The organism is Paraburkholderia fungorum, assembly GCF_046027215.1.
GTDB lineage: Bacteria > Pseudomonadota > Gammaproteobacteria > Burkholderiales > Burkholderiaceae > Paraburkholderia > Paraburkholderia fungorum_D.
This window is the reverse complement of record NZ_JAQQEN010000001.1, coordinates 4501323-4516394: the sequence shown is the minus strand read 5'-3', so window position 1 is coordinate 4516394 and position 15072 is coordinate 4501323. Positions and strand designations below refer to the sequence as shown.

The following is a 15072-nucleotide window of genomic DNA, read 5'->3' as shown; positions in this document are numbered from 1 at the left end:
AGGCTGGCGGCAAACCGTTTCACATGCCGCGCCCCCCCCCGCCCCCCCCCCGCCCCCCCCCCCCCCCCGCCCGCCCCCGGGGGGGGCGCCCCCCCCCCCCCCCCCCCCCCCGGCGCGGCCGCCCCCCCCCCCCCCCCCCCCCCCCGGCCGGATCGTGGGTAACCGATCTCACCTTGGCGATGGGTTAAGGCTTCAATGGAAATCTTTGGCGTTCCGCTACCGGCGATGCTGAGCCAGCTGCTGCTGGGGCTCGTGAACGGCTCGTTCTACGCGATTCTGAGTCTCGGTCTGGCGGTGATCTTCGGCTTGCTCAACGTGATCAACTTCGCGCACGGTGCGTTGTTCATGCTCGGGGCGATGCTCGCGTGGATGGGCTTTTCGTATTTCGGTCTGCCGTACTGGGTGATGCTGGTGCTCGCGCCGCTGGTTGTCGGCGTGTTCGGCATGGCGATCGAACGCTCGATGCTGCGCTGGCTCTACAAGCTCGATCATCTGTATGGCCTGCTGCTCACGTTCGGACTCACACTCGTAGTGGAAGGTGTGTTCCGTTCGATCTACGGTTCTTCCGGCCAGCCGTACGACGTGCCGTCGGCGCTCTCCGGCGCGACCAATCTCGGCTTCATGTTCCTGCCGAACTATCGGGCGTGGGTCGTGGTGGCCTCGCTGGTGGTGTGTTTCGCAACCTGGTTCGTGATCGAGAAAACGCGTCTGGGCGCTTACCTGCGCGCGGGCACTGAAAACCCGAAACTGGTCGAGGCATTCGGCATCAATGTGCCGCTGATGATTACGCTCACCTATGGCTTCGGTGTGGCGCTGGCGGCATTCGCCGGCGTGCTTGCCGCGCCGGTGATTCAGGTTTCGCCGCTGATGGGCCAGCCTATGATCATCACGGTGTTCGCGGTGGTCGTGATCGGCGGGATGGGCTCGATCATGGGCTCGATTCTCACCGGCCTGATGCTCGGCGTGATCGAAGGGCTGACGCGTGTGTTTTACCCGGAAGCGTCGGCGACCGTCGTCTTCGTGATCATGGCGCTCGTGTTGCTGGTGCGCCCGGCGGGTCTCTTCGGCAAGGAAAAATGATGCAGAGAAAAGCGCTCTACGGTCTGCTGCTCATCGTGCTTCTCGCGGTGCCCGTGCTCGGCATCTACCCGCTCTTCGTGATGAAGGTGCTGTGCTTCGCGTTGTTTGCAGCGGCCTTCAATCTGTTGATCGGCTATACCGGTCTGCTGTCGTTCGGCCACGCGATGTTTCTCGCCTCGGCCGGCTACGTCACCGGCTATGCGATGCAAACCCTCGGCTTCTCACCGGAACTCGGCGTGCTGGCCGGTACCGCTGCGGCGACCTTGCTCGGTCTGGTGGTCGGCCTGTTCGCGATCCGCCGCCAGGGCATCTACTTCGCAATGGTGACGCTCGCGCTCGCGCAGATGGTCTACTTCGTGTTCCTGCAAGCACCGTTCACACATGGCGAGGACGGTCTGCAAGGCGTGCCGCGCGGCAAGCTGTTCGGCCTGCTGGATCTTTCGTCGGACGTCGCGCTGTATTTCGTGGTGCTTGCAGTGATGGTGCTGGCGTTCCTGCTGATCGTGCGGATCGTACACTCGCCGTTTGGCCAGGTGCTGGTAGCGATCAAGGAAAACGAGCCGCGCGCTATTTCGCTCGGCTACGATACGGATCGCTTCAAGCTGCTTGCGTTCATTCTGTCGGCCGGCATTGCCGGGCTGGCGGGTTCGCTCAAGGTGCTGGTGCAGGGCTTCGAGACGCTGAGCGATGCGTACTGGACCATGTCAGGTCTGGTGATCCTGATGACGCTGGTGGGTGGCATGGGTACGCTGTTCGGTCCGCTGCTGGGTGCGGCGCTGATCGTCGCGCTTGAGGACCGGCTCGGCGATATCGGCTCGGCGCTGGCGGCAACCACGGGAATTGACTGGTTCCGCTCGCTGGGGGAATCGGTGACCATTGTGACGGGCGTCATTTTTATCGCCTGCGTGCTGGCGTTCCGGCGCGGCATTGTCGGCGAAATCGTAGCGCGGGTGCGGCCACTTCGAGCGTGAAACGGGCAGGTTCGAAATTGCTTCGGTATCCGATATAAATTGCCGGTTCTTGGAACCGGCAGAGGCGGATAGGTCCTGTGGGCGGGGCTTGGCGAACCGCGCCCCAATTCAGTGCCGCAGTGCACCACTAGGGTAATTGCTAGTTGTAGTCAGTTAGGTGCTCGTTTAATCTTCATGCAGTTCTGATGCACCACGAATTTTGCAGGTGGAGAACGAGGAGACAATGAGGCACTCAGTGCCCAGACGAAAGCGCTGTTGGATTGATATCCAACAGCGCTTTTTATTTGTGTTTTTGATAAAGCGCCATTCAGATCTTCCGCTAATTCGGTGACCCTTTTTTATTCACCGAATCACTCCTGGTTTCACACCTCGATACCCTGCAAAATGCTTGCAGCGCGCCGGTCTGCTCCGCTAAACTTGCTATTCACCGACCACTGGGTCGGGATTTAAATCTACGCATTTAAATTCAATTAAGTAGCGCGGTAGGCAGAGGAGCAGGATGAAGTCGGCATTGCGTTGGATGAGTGCGGCATTGGTCGCTACCGGAATATCCGCAGCATGGAGCGGCCATGCATTTGCGGACGTGAAAATCGGCGTCACGGTGTCGGCAACCGGGCCGGCTGCGTCGCTCGGCATCCCCGAAAAGAACACGATCGCGCTGCTGCCCAAAGAGGTCGCCGGCCAGAAAATCGATTACATCGTGCTCGACGACGCCACGGACTCCACCCAGGCCGTCAAGAACGCACGCAAGCTCACCAGCGAAGATCACGTAGATGCCCTGATCGGCTCGACCGTCGTGCCGAACTCGCTCGCGATGATCGACGTCGCCGCCGAAAGCACCACGCCGATGATCTCCATGGCCGCTGCGGCCAGCATTGTCGAGCCGATGGATGCCAGGCGCGCGTGGGTCTTCAAAACGCCGCAAAACGACATTCTGATGGCTACCGCCATTGCGCAGCACATGTCGAATCACGGCGTGAAAACGGTCGCGTTCATCGGCTTTTCCGACGCATACGGTGAAAACTGGTTCAAGGAATTCGGCAAGGCCGCCGATCTCGCGAAGATCAGGATCGTCGCTAACGAGCGGTTCGCGCGCAATGACGCTTCAGTGACCGGTCAGGTGCTGAAGGTCATGTCGCAGAACCCGGACGCGGTGCTGATCGCGGGCGCGGGCACGCCGGCAGCGCTGCCGCAAAAAACCCTCAAGGAACGGGGCTACAAGGGCAAGTACTATCAGACGCACGGCGTCGCCAATAACGATTTCCTGCGCGTATGCGGGAAGGATTGCGAAGGCACGTATCTGCCGGCCGGCCCGCTGCTGGTAGCCGATCAGTTGCCCGACTCCAACCCGGTGAAGAAGAGCGCACTGACCTACAAGCACGCCTATGAGGCTGCCTACGGCGCAGGCTCGGTTTCGACTTTCGGCGGTCACGCATGGGATGCAGGATTGCTGTTGCAGCGCGCGATTCCGCGTGCGCTGAAGAAGGGTCAGCCTGGCACGCCTGCGTTCCGCGAAGCGCTGCGTGCGGCGCTTGAAGACACCAAGGACATGCCCGCTTCCCACGGCATCTTCAACATGAGCGCGAACGACCATTCTGGCCTCGACCAGCGGGCACGCGTGATGGTGGAGATTGTCGGCGGAAAGTGGAAGCTGTCCGGCGACTGAGCGAAGGCGAAGCGATACGGAACCCGACCATAAGACGCGTGCAGTTGACGCGTCTTTTTTATTGCCCACACGTTGTGAAAAGTGTGGCTAAGCGGCTTCAGGACATACCCGCATTTTGGGTTGCAGGCTATTGACCGTGAATGATGCAGAGCACAACACTACTAATATATTAGTGGTTTTGTGGAGAGAAATAGCTGGAGCGGTACGCAGCAGTAACCATGTCGGATGGTCGACAAGGAGTGGCACCAAAGCGGTGAAGGTATTAACGTCGAGCAGGGAAAACCATGCTTGGCATGCCTGAACCCTATAACTAGATTCAGACACCCGGCCCGCGAGCCGGATTTCAGATACGCGCGTCAAAGCGTTTGGAGACTTGCAATGAAAAACACAAAGCAATGGGTACGCACAGGCATCGCGATGGCACTGATGTGCGGCGCGGGTGCCGCTCTCGCACAGGTGAAAATCGGCGTCACGTTGTCCACGACGGGCCCCGCTGCATCGCTCGGCATTCCTGAAAAGAACACGATCGCGCTGTTGCCGAAAGAGATCGGCGGCAAGACCGTGCAGTACATCGTCCTTGACGATGCCTCGGACACGGGCAAGGCTGTGCAGAACACCCGCAAGCTAATCGATGAAGATCACGTCGACGCCATCATCGGTTCCACCGTCACGCCGAACTCGCTGGCGATGCTCGACGCGGCAGCCGAAGGCAAGACGCCGGTGATCTCGCTGGCGGCGTCCGCAGCGATTATTTCGCCGATGGACACGAAGCGCGCATGGGCCTTTAAACCGCCACAAAACGACAGCCTGATGGCTGATGCGATCGCCGACTACATGGAGCGTCATGGCGTGAAGACGGTTGGTTTCATCGGCTTCGCGGATGCGTATGGCGACGGCTGGAACAACGTGTTCACCGCTGCGGCTGCGGCGCATCATCTGAAGATCGTGTCCAACGAACGCTTTAACCGCACGGATGCATCCGTCACCGGCCAGGTGCTGAAGACCATGGGCGCGAATCCGGACGCGGTGCTGATCGCGGGTGCGGGCACGCCGTCGGCGTTGCCGGCCAAGACGCTCAAGGAGCGCGGCTACAAGGGCAAGGTCTATCAGACGCACGGCGTCGCCAACAACGACTTCCTGCGCGTGTGCGGCAAGGATTGCGAAGGCGAATTCCTGCCGGCCGGCCCGATCCTCGTGGCGGACCAGCTGCCGGAATCGAATCCGGTGAAGAAGTCGTCGGAAGCGTACAAGACGGCCTATGAGAAGGCCTATGGCGCAGGTTCTGTGGCGACCTTCGGCGGTCACGCGTGGGATGCCGGCCAGATGCTGGAAACGGCGATTCCGGTCGCGCTGAAGACCGCTCAACCGGGCACCGAAGCATTCCGCGTCGCACTGCGCAGCGCACTCGAAAACATCAAGGAGCTGCCGGTCTCGCACGGCATCATGAACACCACCACGACCGACCATAACGGCCTCGACAAGCGCGCACGCGTGATCGTGCAGATCGTCGACGGCAAGTGGAAGCTGCAGAACGACTAAAAATAAAAGCGGTACGCGCCTCTCGCGCAAACGTGCGGCATGTAACGCCGCATTGCCATTCTGTTCGATGACAATGGCACCGACCGCCGCGCCGTGTTCCGGCGCGGCGGTCGCCTTTTCAGGCATTGCAGGTTCGTGGCTGGCCGCGGGTTTTGCCGCCGCGACTGTTTCCCGGTTTCGATTTCGACGCTTCAGGACGAGGAAGTATGGATCTATCAATTGCGGCGATCCTCGCGCAGGACGGCATCACCACCGGCGCGATCTACGCGCTGCTCGCGCTCGCGCTGGTGCTGGTGTTCTCCGTGACGCGGGTGATTTTCATCCCGCAGGGGGAGTTTGTTTCGTACGGCGCGCTGACGCTCGCCGCATTGCAGACGCAAAAGTTTCCGGCTACGTGCTGGCTGCTGATGGCGATGGGCGCTGCATGCTTTGTCGTCGAAATAGCAGGGCTCGCGCGGCATCCTGAGCGGCGCCGGCATGCCGCGCGCACGCTGGTGATGCTGGTCGGCAAATATCTGCTGTTTCCGATCGCCGTGTATGCGCTGACGCGTGGCGTTTTCCTGCAACCGCTGCCGATGCTCGCGCAGATCGCGCTGACGCTCCTGATCGTGATTCCGATGGGGCCGTTCGTCTATCGGTTGGCCTACGAGCCGATCGCGGAAGCGACTACGCTGCTGCTGCTGATCGTCGCAGTGGCGGTGCACTTCGCGATGGTGGGTCTCGGGCTCGTGATGTTCGGCGCGGAGGGTTCGCGTACGACCGCATTCTCCGACGCGACCTTCAACCTGGGCACGCTGACGATCTCCGGACAGAGCCTGTGGGTGGTCGGCACCGCAGTGGTGTTGATCGGCGCGTTGTATCTGTACTTCGACCGTTCGATTTCGGGCAAGGCGCTGCGCGCGACCTCGGTGAACCGCCTCGGCGCGCGGCTGGTCGGCATCGGCACGACGCAGGCAGGGCGCCTCGCGTTCACCCTGGCTGCGGGCCTCGGTGCGCTGTGCGGCATCCTCGTTGCACCCTTGACCACCATCTACTACGACTCGGGCTTCCTGATCGGTTTGAAGGGCTTTGTGGGCGCGATTATCGGCGGCCTCGTCAGCTATCCGCTGGCAGCGGCGGGGTCGATTCTCGTCGGCTTGCTCGAGTCGTATTCGTCGTTCTGGGCGAGCGCTTATAAGGAAGTGATCGTGTTCACACTGATCATCCCGGTGTTGTTGTGGCGGAGTCTCGCGAGCCCGCACGCCGAAGAGGACGAGGAGTGACACGATGAAACGAATCATGCAAAACAAGTTCTTCTGGCTGTTCCTCGTGGTGCTGTTCGCGCTGCCCGTGTTGCCGCAGCCGATTCACATACCCGAGTACTGGGTGACGCTGCTCAACTACATCGGACTGTATTCGATCGTCGCGATCGGTCTCGTGCTGTTGACCGGTATCGGCGGAATGACGAGTTTCGGGCAGGCGGCATTCGTCGGGATCGGCGCATACGCAACCGCGTATCTAACGACGCAGCACGGGGTGTCGCCGTGGCTCGCGCTGCTCGCCGGCGTAGTGGTGACGGCATTGATCGCGCTAATGCTGGGGCTCGTGACGATGCGTCTGTCAGGTCACTTTCTGCCGCTCGGTACGATCGCCTGGGGCCTCGCGCTGTTCTATCTGTTCGGCAACCTCGAGATGCTCGGCAAATACGATGGCATTAACGGCATTCCGGTGCTGAATGTTTTTGGGATCAACCTGGAGTCGGGCAGGCATATCTATTACCTGATCTGGGTAGTCGTGCTCGGCGCCGTTGTGTCTGTTCAAAATCTGCTTAATAGCCGGCCGGGCCGGGCGATTCGCGCATTGCGCGGCGGCGGCATGATGGCTGAGGCAATGGGCGTGAACACAGGATGGATGCGCGTGGTGATCTTCGTCTACGCCGCCGTATTGGCATCGATCTCGGGTTTCCTGTACGCGCACTTACAACGGGCGGTGAATCCGACGCCGTTTGGCCTGAATCACGGCATCGAATTCTTGTTCATGGCGGTGGTGGGTGGCGTCTCGCATGTGTGGGGCGCCGTACTCGGCGCGGCGATCCTGACGGTGCTGCAGGACTATTTGCAAACGCTGCTGCCCAAGTTGCTGGGCGAGAACGGCAACTTCGAAGTGATCGTGTTCGGCATCCTGATGGTCCTGCTGCTGCAATACGCCCGCCAAGGCGTATGGCCGTTCGTCGCGCGCTTTTTCCCGCGTGGTCCGCGCGCGCATGTGTCCGACCATGCGGAGCCGTTGCCGCAGCGCAGCAAGCCGACTGCGGGTGAAAACCTGTTGAGCGTGAATAAGGCGCGCAAGCAGTTCGGCGGTCTGGTGGCGGTGAACGACGTCAGCTTCGAGGTGAAGGCCGGACAGATCATCGGTTTGATCGGACCGAATGGTGCGGGAAAGTCGACTACCTTCAATCTTGTCACCGGCGTGCTTCAGGCTACTAGCGGTGAGATCACCTTCCGCGGCGAGCGCATCGACGCGCTGAATTCACGTGAAATCGTCAAACGCGGTATCGGCCGGACCTTCCAGCACGTCAAGCTATTGCCTGGCATGACGGTGCTGGAAAACGTCGCGATCGGTGCGCATTTGCGTGGGCAGGCTGGCGTTTGGCGCAGCGTCGCGCGGCTAAATGGCGCGGAAGAAGCCCGCTTGATGGCCGAAGCAGCGCGTCAGATTCGCCGTGTAGGCCTTGAACAGCATATGTATGACGAGGCCGGCAGTCTGGCGCTGGGACAGCAGCGCATTCTCGAAATCGCCCGGGCGTTGTGTTGCGATCCGACGCTGTTGCTGCTGGATGAGCCGGCAGCGGGTCTGCGTTACCAGGAAAAGCTACAACTGGCAGACCTGCTGCGCCGACTCAAGGCGGAAGGCATGAGTGTGCTGCTGGTCGAGCACGATATGGATTTCGTGATGAATCTCACCGATCGTCTGGTCGTGATGGAGTTCGGCACGCGAATCGCAGAAGGTTTGCCGCAGGATGTGCAGCAAGATCCGGCTGTGCTTGAAGCGTACCTCGGCGGAGTGGAATGATGGAGAACACGATGAATACTGCTGCGCCGATTCTGGATGTGAATGGCCTGTCGGTCCGCTATGGCAAGGTCGAAGCGCTGCACGGCGCCGCGATCAAGGTAACGGCGGGGCAAATCGTCTCGGTGATCGGTCCGAACGGCGCGGGCAAGTCAACGCTGCTCAACGCGATCATGGGCGCGTTGCCATCGACTGGTCATGCGAAGGGCGCAATCCGTTATCAAGGTGAAGATGTCAGCGCCGTGCCGGTTGAGAAACGTGTCGCACGCGGCATGTGCCTGGTGCCGGAAAAGCGCGAACTCTTCGCCACGATGACGGTTGAGGACAATCTTGTTCTCGGCGCGTATCGGCGCAAACGGGCGGGGGAGCGTAACTTTCTCGATCAACTCGAGCCGGTCTTCACGCTTTTTCCTCGCTTGAAGGAACGACGCAAGCAGGCTGCGGGCACGTTGTCCGGCGGGGAGCGGCAGATGCTCGCGGTCGGGCGTGCGTTGATGGGCAAGCCCGATCTGCTGATGCTCGACGAACCGAGCCTGGGGCTCGCGCCGTTGATCGTGAAGGAGATTTTTCACATCATCAGCGCGCTGCGCCAGACAGGGGTGGCGACACTGCTGATCGAGCAGAACGCTCGCGCTGCACTGCAAATCTCCGACTACGGCTACGTGTTGGAAACCGGCGAGCTGGCTTTGGAAGGACCGGCGGCGGATCTGGCGCAGAATCCGCGCGTGATCGAAACCTATCTGGGATTGGCTAAAAAAGTGGCTTGATCACGTCGGTTGGACCTGTCCGCGTCATGCAAAGCGGTGTGTTTCACGTGAAACACACCGCTTTTTTGTTGCCTGGCCATTCGGACGAAATTCGGGCCTAAACCGAACCCGTTATAATTCGCCCATACATTTCCTTTAAAAGGCTCACGCGACGATCTGGCGTGAGATCCGCGATGCTTTTTCCCACAGAATTTGACGTAATCGTCGTCGGCGGTGGTCATGCCGGCACCGAAGCCGCTTTGGCCTCGGCGCGCATGGGCAATACGACGCTCCTGTTGACGCACAACATCGAAACGCTTGGCCAGATGAGCTGCAATCCGTCGATTGGCGGGATTGGTAAGGGCCATCTGGTGAAGGAAGTTGATGCGCTCGGCGGCGCCATGGCGGCGGCGACGGACGAGGGCGGGATTCAGTTCCGCATCCTGAACTCGTCGAAGGGGCCAGCCGTCCGTGCGACGCGCGCTCAGGCAGACCGCCTGCTATACAAGCAGGCGATCCGGCATAGGCTGGAGAACCAGCCGAACCTTTGGCTGTTCCAGCAGGCCGTCGACGATCTGATGGTGGAAGGCGATCGCGTTGTGGGTGCGGTGACCCAAGTGGGGATCCGCTTCCGTTCACGCGCAGTTGTGCTGACGGCGGGGACGTTCCTCGACGGCAAGATTCACGTGGGTTTGAACAACTACACGGGCGGCCGTGCCGGCGATCCGGCAGCGGTGTCGTTATCCGCTCGCCTCAAGGAACTGAAGCTGCCGCAAGGCCGCCTCAAGACCGGTACGCCGCCGCGTATTGACGGTCGTACCATCGATTTTTCGAAGCTCGAAGAGCAGCCGGGCGACCTCGATCCGGTGCCGGTGTTCTCGTTTCTCGGGCGGGTGGAGCAGCATCCACGGCAAGTGCCGTGCTGGGTCACGCATACGAATGAACGCACGCACGACATCATCCGCGGCGGTTTGGACCGCTCGCCGATGTATACGGGCGTAATCGAAGGGGTGGGGCCACGTTATTGCCCGTCGATTGAGGACAAGATTCACCGGTTTGCTTCGAAGGAATCTCATCAGATCTTCCTCGAACCGGAAGGCCTGACGACCAATGAGTTCTATCCCAACGGGATCTCGACGAGCCTGCCGTTCGACGTGCAGCTGGAGCTGGTGCGCTCGATGCGCGGGTTGGAGCACGCGCATATCTTGCGGCCGGGCTATGCGATCGAATATGACTACTTCGACCCGCGTGGGTTGAAGGCGTCGCTGGAAACCAAGGTGATCAATGGCCTGTTCTTCGCCGGGCAGATCAACGGCACCACGGGTTATGAAGAAGCGGCTGCGCAAGGTTTGCTGGCGGGGATCAATGCAGGTTTGCAGGTGCAGGGCAGGGAAGCCTGGTGCCCGCGCCGCGATCAGGCCTACCTTGGCGTGCTGGTCGACGATCTGGTGACGCGCGGCGTGTCTGAACCGTATCGGATGTTCACGAGCCGTGCCGAGTATCGTCTTAGCCTGCGTGAAGACAACGCAGACATGCGTCTGACGGAGGTCGGCCGCGAGCTTGGCGTGGTCGATGACGTTCGCTGGGATGCGTTTAGCCGCAAGCGCGACGCTGTTTCACGTGAAACAGAGCGCCTTCGGACGACTTGGGTGAATCCTAAGACGTTACCCGCCGACGAAGCCACGGCCTTGCTCGGCAAGCCGATCGACCACGAATACAGCCTTGCGGATCTGCTGCGCCGCCCGGGCGTTACGTACGACGGCGTGTGTGGACTGCGCGAAGGTGCGTGCGCCGCGCCCGAAATCCTCGCCGATGACGAAGTGCTGCTCGCTCAGATCAAGGAACAGATCGAGATCGGCATCAAATATCAGGGTTATATCGACCGGCAGGCCGATGAGATCGTGCGGAATGAGGCACACGAAAGCACCCGTCTGCCTGAAGGCCTGGACTATGCCGAAGTCAGAGGCCTGTCATTCGAAGCGCGCCAGAAGCTGACGCAATTTCGCCCCGAAACCATTGGTCAGGCTTCGCGTATCTCCGGCATTACGCCGGCGGCCATCTCCCTGCTGATGGTGCACCTGAAACGCGGTTTGGGACGTCGCCCGACAAAACCTGTTGAGCCTGGCACCGACAGCACGCCGGTGACGCAATGACGGTAGGTCAGAAGGGGAGTATTCGGGACGCATTGGCGCCGCTATTAGAAGACGGCGTCCGTGAACTCGGTCTCGATCTGAGTGACGCCCAACTTGGCAAGCTGCTGGACTACGTCGCGCTGCTGTCCAAGTGGAATGCGGTCTACAACCTGACGGCGATCCGCGATCCGCGGCAGATGCTGATTCAGCACATCCTGGATTCGCTTTCGATCGTGCCGCATCTCGCGTCGCGGGGTGTATCGTCCGTACTCGATGTCGGTTCCGGCGGCGGTCTGCCTGGAATCGTACTGGCTGTCGTTCTGCCCGACTGGACCGTCACCGTGAACGACATCGTTCATAAAAAGACGGCTTTTCAGGCTCAGGCCAAGGCGGAACTCGGTCTCGCGAATTTGTCGGTTGTGACTGGTCGGGTGGAAACATTGAGGCCAGGCGCCGAAGTACCGGCAAAGTTCGACGTAATCGTCTCCCGCGCATTCGCAGAGCTCGCGGATTTCGTTACACTGGCCCGTCATCTGGTCGCGGAGCAGGGTGCGATCTGGGCGATGAAGGGTGTACGCCCTGACAGCGAGATCGAGCGTTTGCCTGCGGGCGCCCACGTGGAACAGATTATTCGGCTGAATGTGCCGTCGCTCGACGCCGAACGGCATTTGATCAAGGTTCTGGTAGACGGTAGCTTAGGGCCACCGGCAGCCTGATTGCACAGAGTACCGAAACGCGCTTTTACTTCATCCAAGCAGCAAAAGGGACACACCAACGATGGCAAAAATCTTCTGCGTTGCGAACCAGAAGGGCGGCGTCGGCAAGACGACGACTACAGTCAATCTGGCCGCGAGCTTGGCAGCGCAGGGACAGCGAGTCCTTCTCATCGATCTGGACCCGCAAGGCAACGCCACGATGGGCAGCGGCATCGACAAGGCTGCATGCACGAACACGGTCTACGAAGTGCTCGTGGACGGCGTGTCCGTGGCCGATACGCGCGTGAGGCCGGAGGCGGTTGACTATGACGTGCTTCCGGCAAACCGCGAACTGGCCGGCGCCGAGGTCGAACTAGTCAGCGTGCAGCACCGCGAGCGACAACTGAAGGCCGCACTGGCTGCCGTCGAAAGCGAATATGACTTCGTGCTGATCGACTGCCCGCCTGCCTTGTCGCTGCTGACACTCAACGGCCTGTGCGCGGCTCATGGCGTCGTCATCCCGATGCAGTGCGAGTACTTCGCACTCGAGGGGCTCTCAGATCTCGTCAACACGATCAAGCAGGTGCATGCAAACCTGAATCGCGATCTCAAGGTGATCGGTCTGTTGCGCGTGATGTTCGATCCGCGCATCACGTTGCAACAGCAAGTGTCCGATCAGCTGAAAGAGCATTTCGGCGACAAGGTATTCGACGTGGTGATTCCGCGCAACGTGCGCCTTGCCGAGGCGCCCAGCTATGGTTTGCCGGGCGTGGTGTTCGATAGGGCGTCGCGCGGTGCGCAAGCGTACGTGCAGTTCGGCGCGGAAATGATTGAGCGGGTGCGCGCGCTGAACGACGCGCCCCAGGCATCCTAAGCGGATCGAGGAAGCACGATGAACGCAGTAGCAAGAAAAAAGGGATTGGGTCGCGGGCTGGAGGCATTGCTTGGTGGCACCTCGGATATCACCGAAGCCGTGGTGATCGAGGGGGCGCCGAACGTGCTGCCGCTCAGTAAGCTGCAGGCCGGCAAGTACCAGCCGCGCACGCGCATGGACGAAGGCGCGTTGCAGGAGCTGGCCGCCAGCATCCGCGCACAAGGGCTGATGCAACCGATTCTCGTACGGCCCGTTTCGGCGGACAAGTACGAGATCATTGCCGGCGAGCGGCGTTTCCGCGCGGCGCGCCTTGCCGGCCTCGACGAGGTGCCGGTCCTCGTGAGGGATGTGCCGGATCAAGCCGCCGCGGCCATGGCGCTGATCGAAAATATCCAGCGCGAAGATCTGAATCCGCTGGAAGAGGCGCAGGGCATCCAGCGCTTGCTCGATGAGTTCAATTTCACGCACGAGCAGGCAGCTGAATCGGTCGGACGCTCGCGTAGTGCCGTGTCGAACCTGCTGCGGTTGCTCAACCTTGCGTCACCTGTGCAGACGATGCTGCTGGCCGGCGACCTCGACATGGGACACGCGCGCGCACTGCTGGCCGTCGACGCCGCGACGCAGATCACGCTGGCCAACCAGGTCGTCAACAAGCGTATGTCGGTGCGCGAGACCGAAAAGCTGGTAACCACAACGACCAAGGCTGCGCCCGCCGTAAAGGCGCGTGCAAATCAGGACGGCGGTCGCGATACGCGACGTCTCGAGGAAGAGTTGTCCGATCTGCTCGCCGCAACCGTCAAGATCAAGCTCGGTCGTCGTGGCCGCGGGCAGGTGCTGGTGGACTTTGGCGATCTGGACGCGCTGGAAGGCATCTTGATGCGACTGCGCGGTAACGCGACCGCCTGATCGAGGCAAGTCGCACGTGAGCACCTGAAGCGCGCCGAATGCGCTTGCGAGTTGCCTGGATGGCCCTCGCAAGCTGTGCGGCGGCAATTTGCGTATTCTTAATGGCTAAAGTTGTGGGGCGATCATCGTATCTGCTGAGGACCGCAGGATCGTCGCCGCTTTGTCCGATTGATTTGAACGGTCGTCGAATAAATTGGATTCCTGAGTAAATTGCAAGTCTGATAATCAGGATTGCCGATTGATGGATTAGTCCATTGGGTCGCCAGACAACTCACTCGCAATGCAGAGGTGGAAGTGGGTATTTCCGGGCCCGGCTGCGGAGCGGCTGCCGAACGGATGCATCACAGGCCGGAGCAGGGCGAAGATTGAGCCGGCGGCCACCGGTGGGTCCTAACCAGGACCGCCGCTTATGTCTACCAAAGCTCGCAACAATTGCCTTCTGTTGCATTTTTGAGACGTCCGCGGCAGCGTCGGAGCGACTTGTTTTTGAGTTCGGCGGCACCCGATTCGGAACGCACGTTTTGCCGCCGCCCGGCCGCCTTACATTTGCCGTGTTTGAGTCCGCCAGAAGGCCTTTCCCGCATCGTGAGGACCGTTTTCACGCAGGTTATTGGACAGCCTAAAGTCTTGAATTGCCTGCAACTATCGCTTACAATCGCCCGGATTTAATTGCACGGCAACCCCGTAAGCGCAGCGTAAGCTCGCGGGCTGGAACAAGACTTTCGGAACACTGCGATGGCGGTCAAAGCGTCGAATCAAACGCCAAAGAATGGGCACGACGAACACCGCGCAGAACGCACCGCTTCCGATGCGTCCACCGGTCAGCACGTTACAACTGACGATGCGTGGGATGTCGAGCAACAAGATAACAATATCGTTCCGCTCACGCGGGCCGAAGCTGAAAAGCTGTTTGGTCCGAATGTGAGTCGTCCATCGCGCGTTACGCCTTTCAAGGTCGTGGCAGCGCAAATGGTTTTGTCCCTGGGTGCTACGCTGGTGTGGTGGCTTTTTTACAAGCCGCCGGGCGCTGCTGCGCTGTCCGCGTTCCTGGGGGGAGCGATCTGCTGGGTGCCGGGCGCGTTGTTCGCGGCACGCCTTAGAACGCTGAGCGGCGCCGAAACAGTGATGAGCTGGATGATCGGCGAAGCGCTCAAGATGGGGGCAACGATTGCGATGTTTGTAGCCATCGCTTTCTGGTATCACGACGTACGCTGGGTGCCGCTGCTCGTGACTTACCTCATCGCGCTCAAGACCTACTGGATCGCCTTGGCGTGGCGCTAACGTAGTAACAGAGAGTAGCAGCACAAAATTCAGGCCGGCGCGCAGCGCCGGCATCAGGAGTGCGGATATGACACGATCCGCACCCGGCATGTTCCCGCAATACAGAATGGCGGCGGGAGCGGCCTGAGACGATT

12 protein-coding genes are annotated in these 15072 nt (G+C 60.7%); all 12 read left to right on the top strand.

All coding sequences use genetic code 11. The features are described 5' to 3' along the window. Positions 1 to 195 precede the first annotated feature (195 nt). The 12 genes from PQR27_RS20330 to PQR27_RS20275 all read left to right on the top strand — a co-directional run bounded on the left by PQR27_RS20330 (position 196) and on the right by PQR27_RS20275 (position 14938). Positions 196 to 1080, top strand: coding sequence for a branched-chain amino acid ABC transporter permease (locus tag PQR27_RS20330; protein ID WP_408525296.1), 885 nt, complete (start codon positions 196 to 198; stop codon positions 1078 to 1080). Beyond that, a complete protein-coding gene (locus tag PQR27_RS20325; protein WP_408525524.1) occupies positions 1080 to 2051 on the top strand; it encodes a branched-chain amino acid ABC transporter permease in 972 nt (323 codons plus the stop codon). Before PQR27_RS20330 ends, PQR27_RS20325 begins: the two co-directional genes overlap by 1 nt. Before the next feature lie 499 nt (positions 2052 to 2550). Beyond that, a complete protein-coding gene (locus PQR27_RS20320) occupies positions 2551 to 3717 on the top strand; it encodes an ABC transporter substrate-binding protein (protein WP_408525295.1) in 1167 nt (388 codons plus the stop codon). 378 nt (positions 3718 to 4095) lie between these two features. Next, on the top strand, positions 4096 to 5256 hold the full coding sequence (locus tag PQR27_RS20315; RefSeq protein WP_408525294.1) for an ABC transporter substrate-binding protein: 1161 nt from the start codon (positions 4096 to 4098) through the stop codon (positions 5254 to 5256). Between the two features lie 206 nt (positions 5257 to 5462). Then, the gene (locus PQR27_RS20310) at positions 5463 to 6518 is read left to right on the top strand and encodes a branched-chain amino acid ABC transporter permease (protein ID WP_408525293.1); all 1056 of its coding nucleotides are present in this window, start codon (positions 5463 to 5465) and stop codon (positions 6516 to 6518) included. A 4-nt stretch (positions 6519 to 6522) separates the two neighbouring features. Then, complete coding sequence (locus PQR27_RS20305; protein ID WP_408525292.1) at positions 6523 to 8307, top strand: branched-chain amino acid ABC transporter ATP-binding protein/permease; 1785 nt, start codon at positions 6523 to 6525, stop codon at positions 8305 to 8307. 11 nt (positions 8308 to 8318) lie between these two features. After that, positions 8319 to 9071 carry an ABC transporter ATP-binding protein gene (locus tag PQR27_RS20300; RefSeq protein WP_408525291.1) on the top strand — a complete coding sequence of 251 codons (753 nt, stop codon included), beginning with the start codon at positions 8319 to 8321 and terminating at the stop codon, positions 9069 to 9071. 173 nt (positions 9072 to 9244) lie between these two features. After that, positions 9245 to 11203, top strand: a complete 1959-nt coding sequence (gene mnmG / locus PQR27_RS20295; RefSeq protein WP_408525290.1) for a tRNA uridine-5-carboxymethylaminomethyl(34) synthesis enzyme MnmG — start codon at positions 9245 to 9247, stop codon at positions 11201 to 11203. Further along, positions 11200 to 11898 carry a 16S rRNA (guanine(527)-N(7))-methyltransferase RsmG gene (gene rsmG, locus PQR27_RS20290; RefSeq protein WP_408525289.1) on the top strand — a complete coding sequence of 233 codons (699 nt, stop codon included), beginning with the start codon at positions 11200 to 11202 and terminating at the stop codon, positions 11896 to 11898. The genes mnmG and rsmG overlap by 4 nt, the downstream gene beginning before the upstream one ends. A gap of 61 nt (positions 11899 to 11959) precedes the next feature. Continuing rightward, positions 11960 to 12751 carry a ParA family protein gene (locus tag PQR27_RS20285; protein WP_408525288.1) on the top strand — a complete coding sequence of 264 codons (792 nt, stop codon included), beginning with the start codon at positions 11960 to 11962 and terminating at the stop codon, positions 12749 to 12751. Positions 12752 to 12769: 18 nt separating this feature from the next. Beyond that, positions 12770 to 13657 (top strand): ParB/RepB/Spo0J family partition protein, encoded by an 888-nt coding sequence (locus PQR27_RS20280; protein WP_408525287.1) that lies wholly within the window; start codon positions 12770 to 12772, stop codon positions 13655 to 13657. Positions 13658 to 14392: 735 nt separating this feature from the next. Continuing rightward, positions 14393 to 14938, top strand: a complete 546-nt coding sequence (locus tag PQR27_RS20275; RefSeq protein WP_408525286.1) for an ATP synthase subunit I — start codon at positions 14393 to 14395, stop codon at positions 14936 to 14938. Positions 14939 to 15072 lie beyond the last annotated feature (134 nt).

What these genes read in the sequence shown, in the direction of transcription:
- PQR27_RS20275 (WP_408525286.1), top strand. Translation starts at nt 14,393, where the DNA reads ATGGCGGTCAAAGCGTCGAATCAAACGCCAAAGAATGGGCACGACGAA.
- PQR27_RS20300 (WP_408525291.1), top strand. Translation starts at nt 8,319, where the DNA reads ATGAATACTGCTGCGCCGATTCTGGATGTGAATGGCCTGTCGGTCCGC.
- PQR27_RS20325 (WP_408525524.1), top strand. Translation starts at nt 1,080, where the DNA reads ATGCAGAGAAAAGCGCTCTACGGTCTGCTGCTCATCGTGCTTCTCGCG.
- PQR27_RS20315 (WP_408525294.1), top strand. Translation starts at nt 4,096, where the DNA reads ATGAAAAACACAAAGCAATGGGTACGCACAGGCATCGCGATGGCACTG.
- PQR27_RS20280 (WP_408525287.1), top strand. Translation starts at nt 12,770, where the DNA reads ATGAACGCAGTAGCAAGAAAAAAGGGATTGGGTCGCGGGCTGGAGGCA.
- mnmG (WP_408525290.1), top strand. Translation starts at nt 9,245, where the DNA reads ATGCTTTTTCCCACAGAATTTGACGTAATCGTCGTCGGCGGTGGTCAT.
- PQR27_RS20320 (WP_408525295.1), top strand. Translation starts at nt 2,551, where the DNA reads ATGAAGTCGGCATTGCGTTGGATGAGTGCGGCATTGGTCGCTACCGGA.
- PQR27_RS20305 (WP_408525292.1), top strand. Translation starts at nt 6,523, where the DNA reads ATGAAACGAATCATGCAAAACAAGTTCTTCTGGCTGTTCCTCGTGGTG.
- PQR27_RS20285 (WP_408525288.1), top strand. Translation starts at nt 11,960, where the DNA reads ATGGCAAAAATCTTCTGCGTTGCGAACCAGAAGGGCGGCGTCGGCAAG.
- PQR27_RS20330 (WP_408525296.1), top strand. Translation starts at nt 196, where the DNA reads ATGGAAATCTTTGGCGTTCCGCTACCGGCGATGCTGAGCCAGCTGCTG.
- PQR27_RS20310 (WP_408525293.1), top strand. Translation starts at nt 5,463, where the DNA reads ATGGATCTATCAATTGCGGCGATCCTCGCGCAGGACGGCATCACCACC.
- rsmG (WP_408525289.1), top strand. Translation starts at nt 11,200, where the DNA reads ATGACGGTAGGTCAGAAGGGGAGTATTCGGGACGCATTGGCGCCGCTA.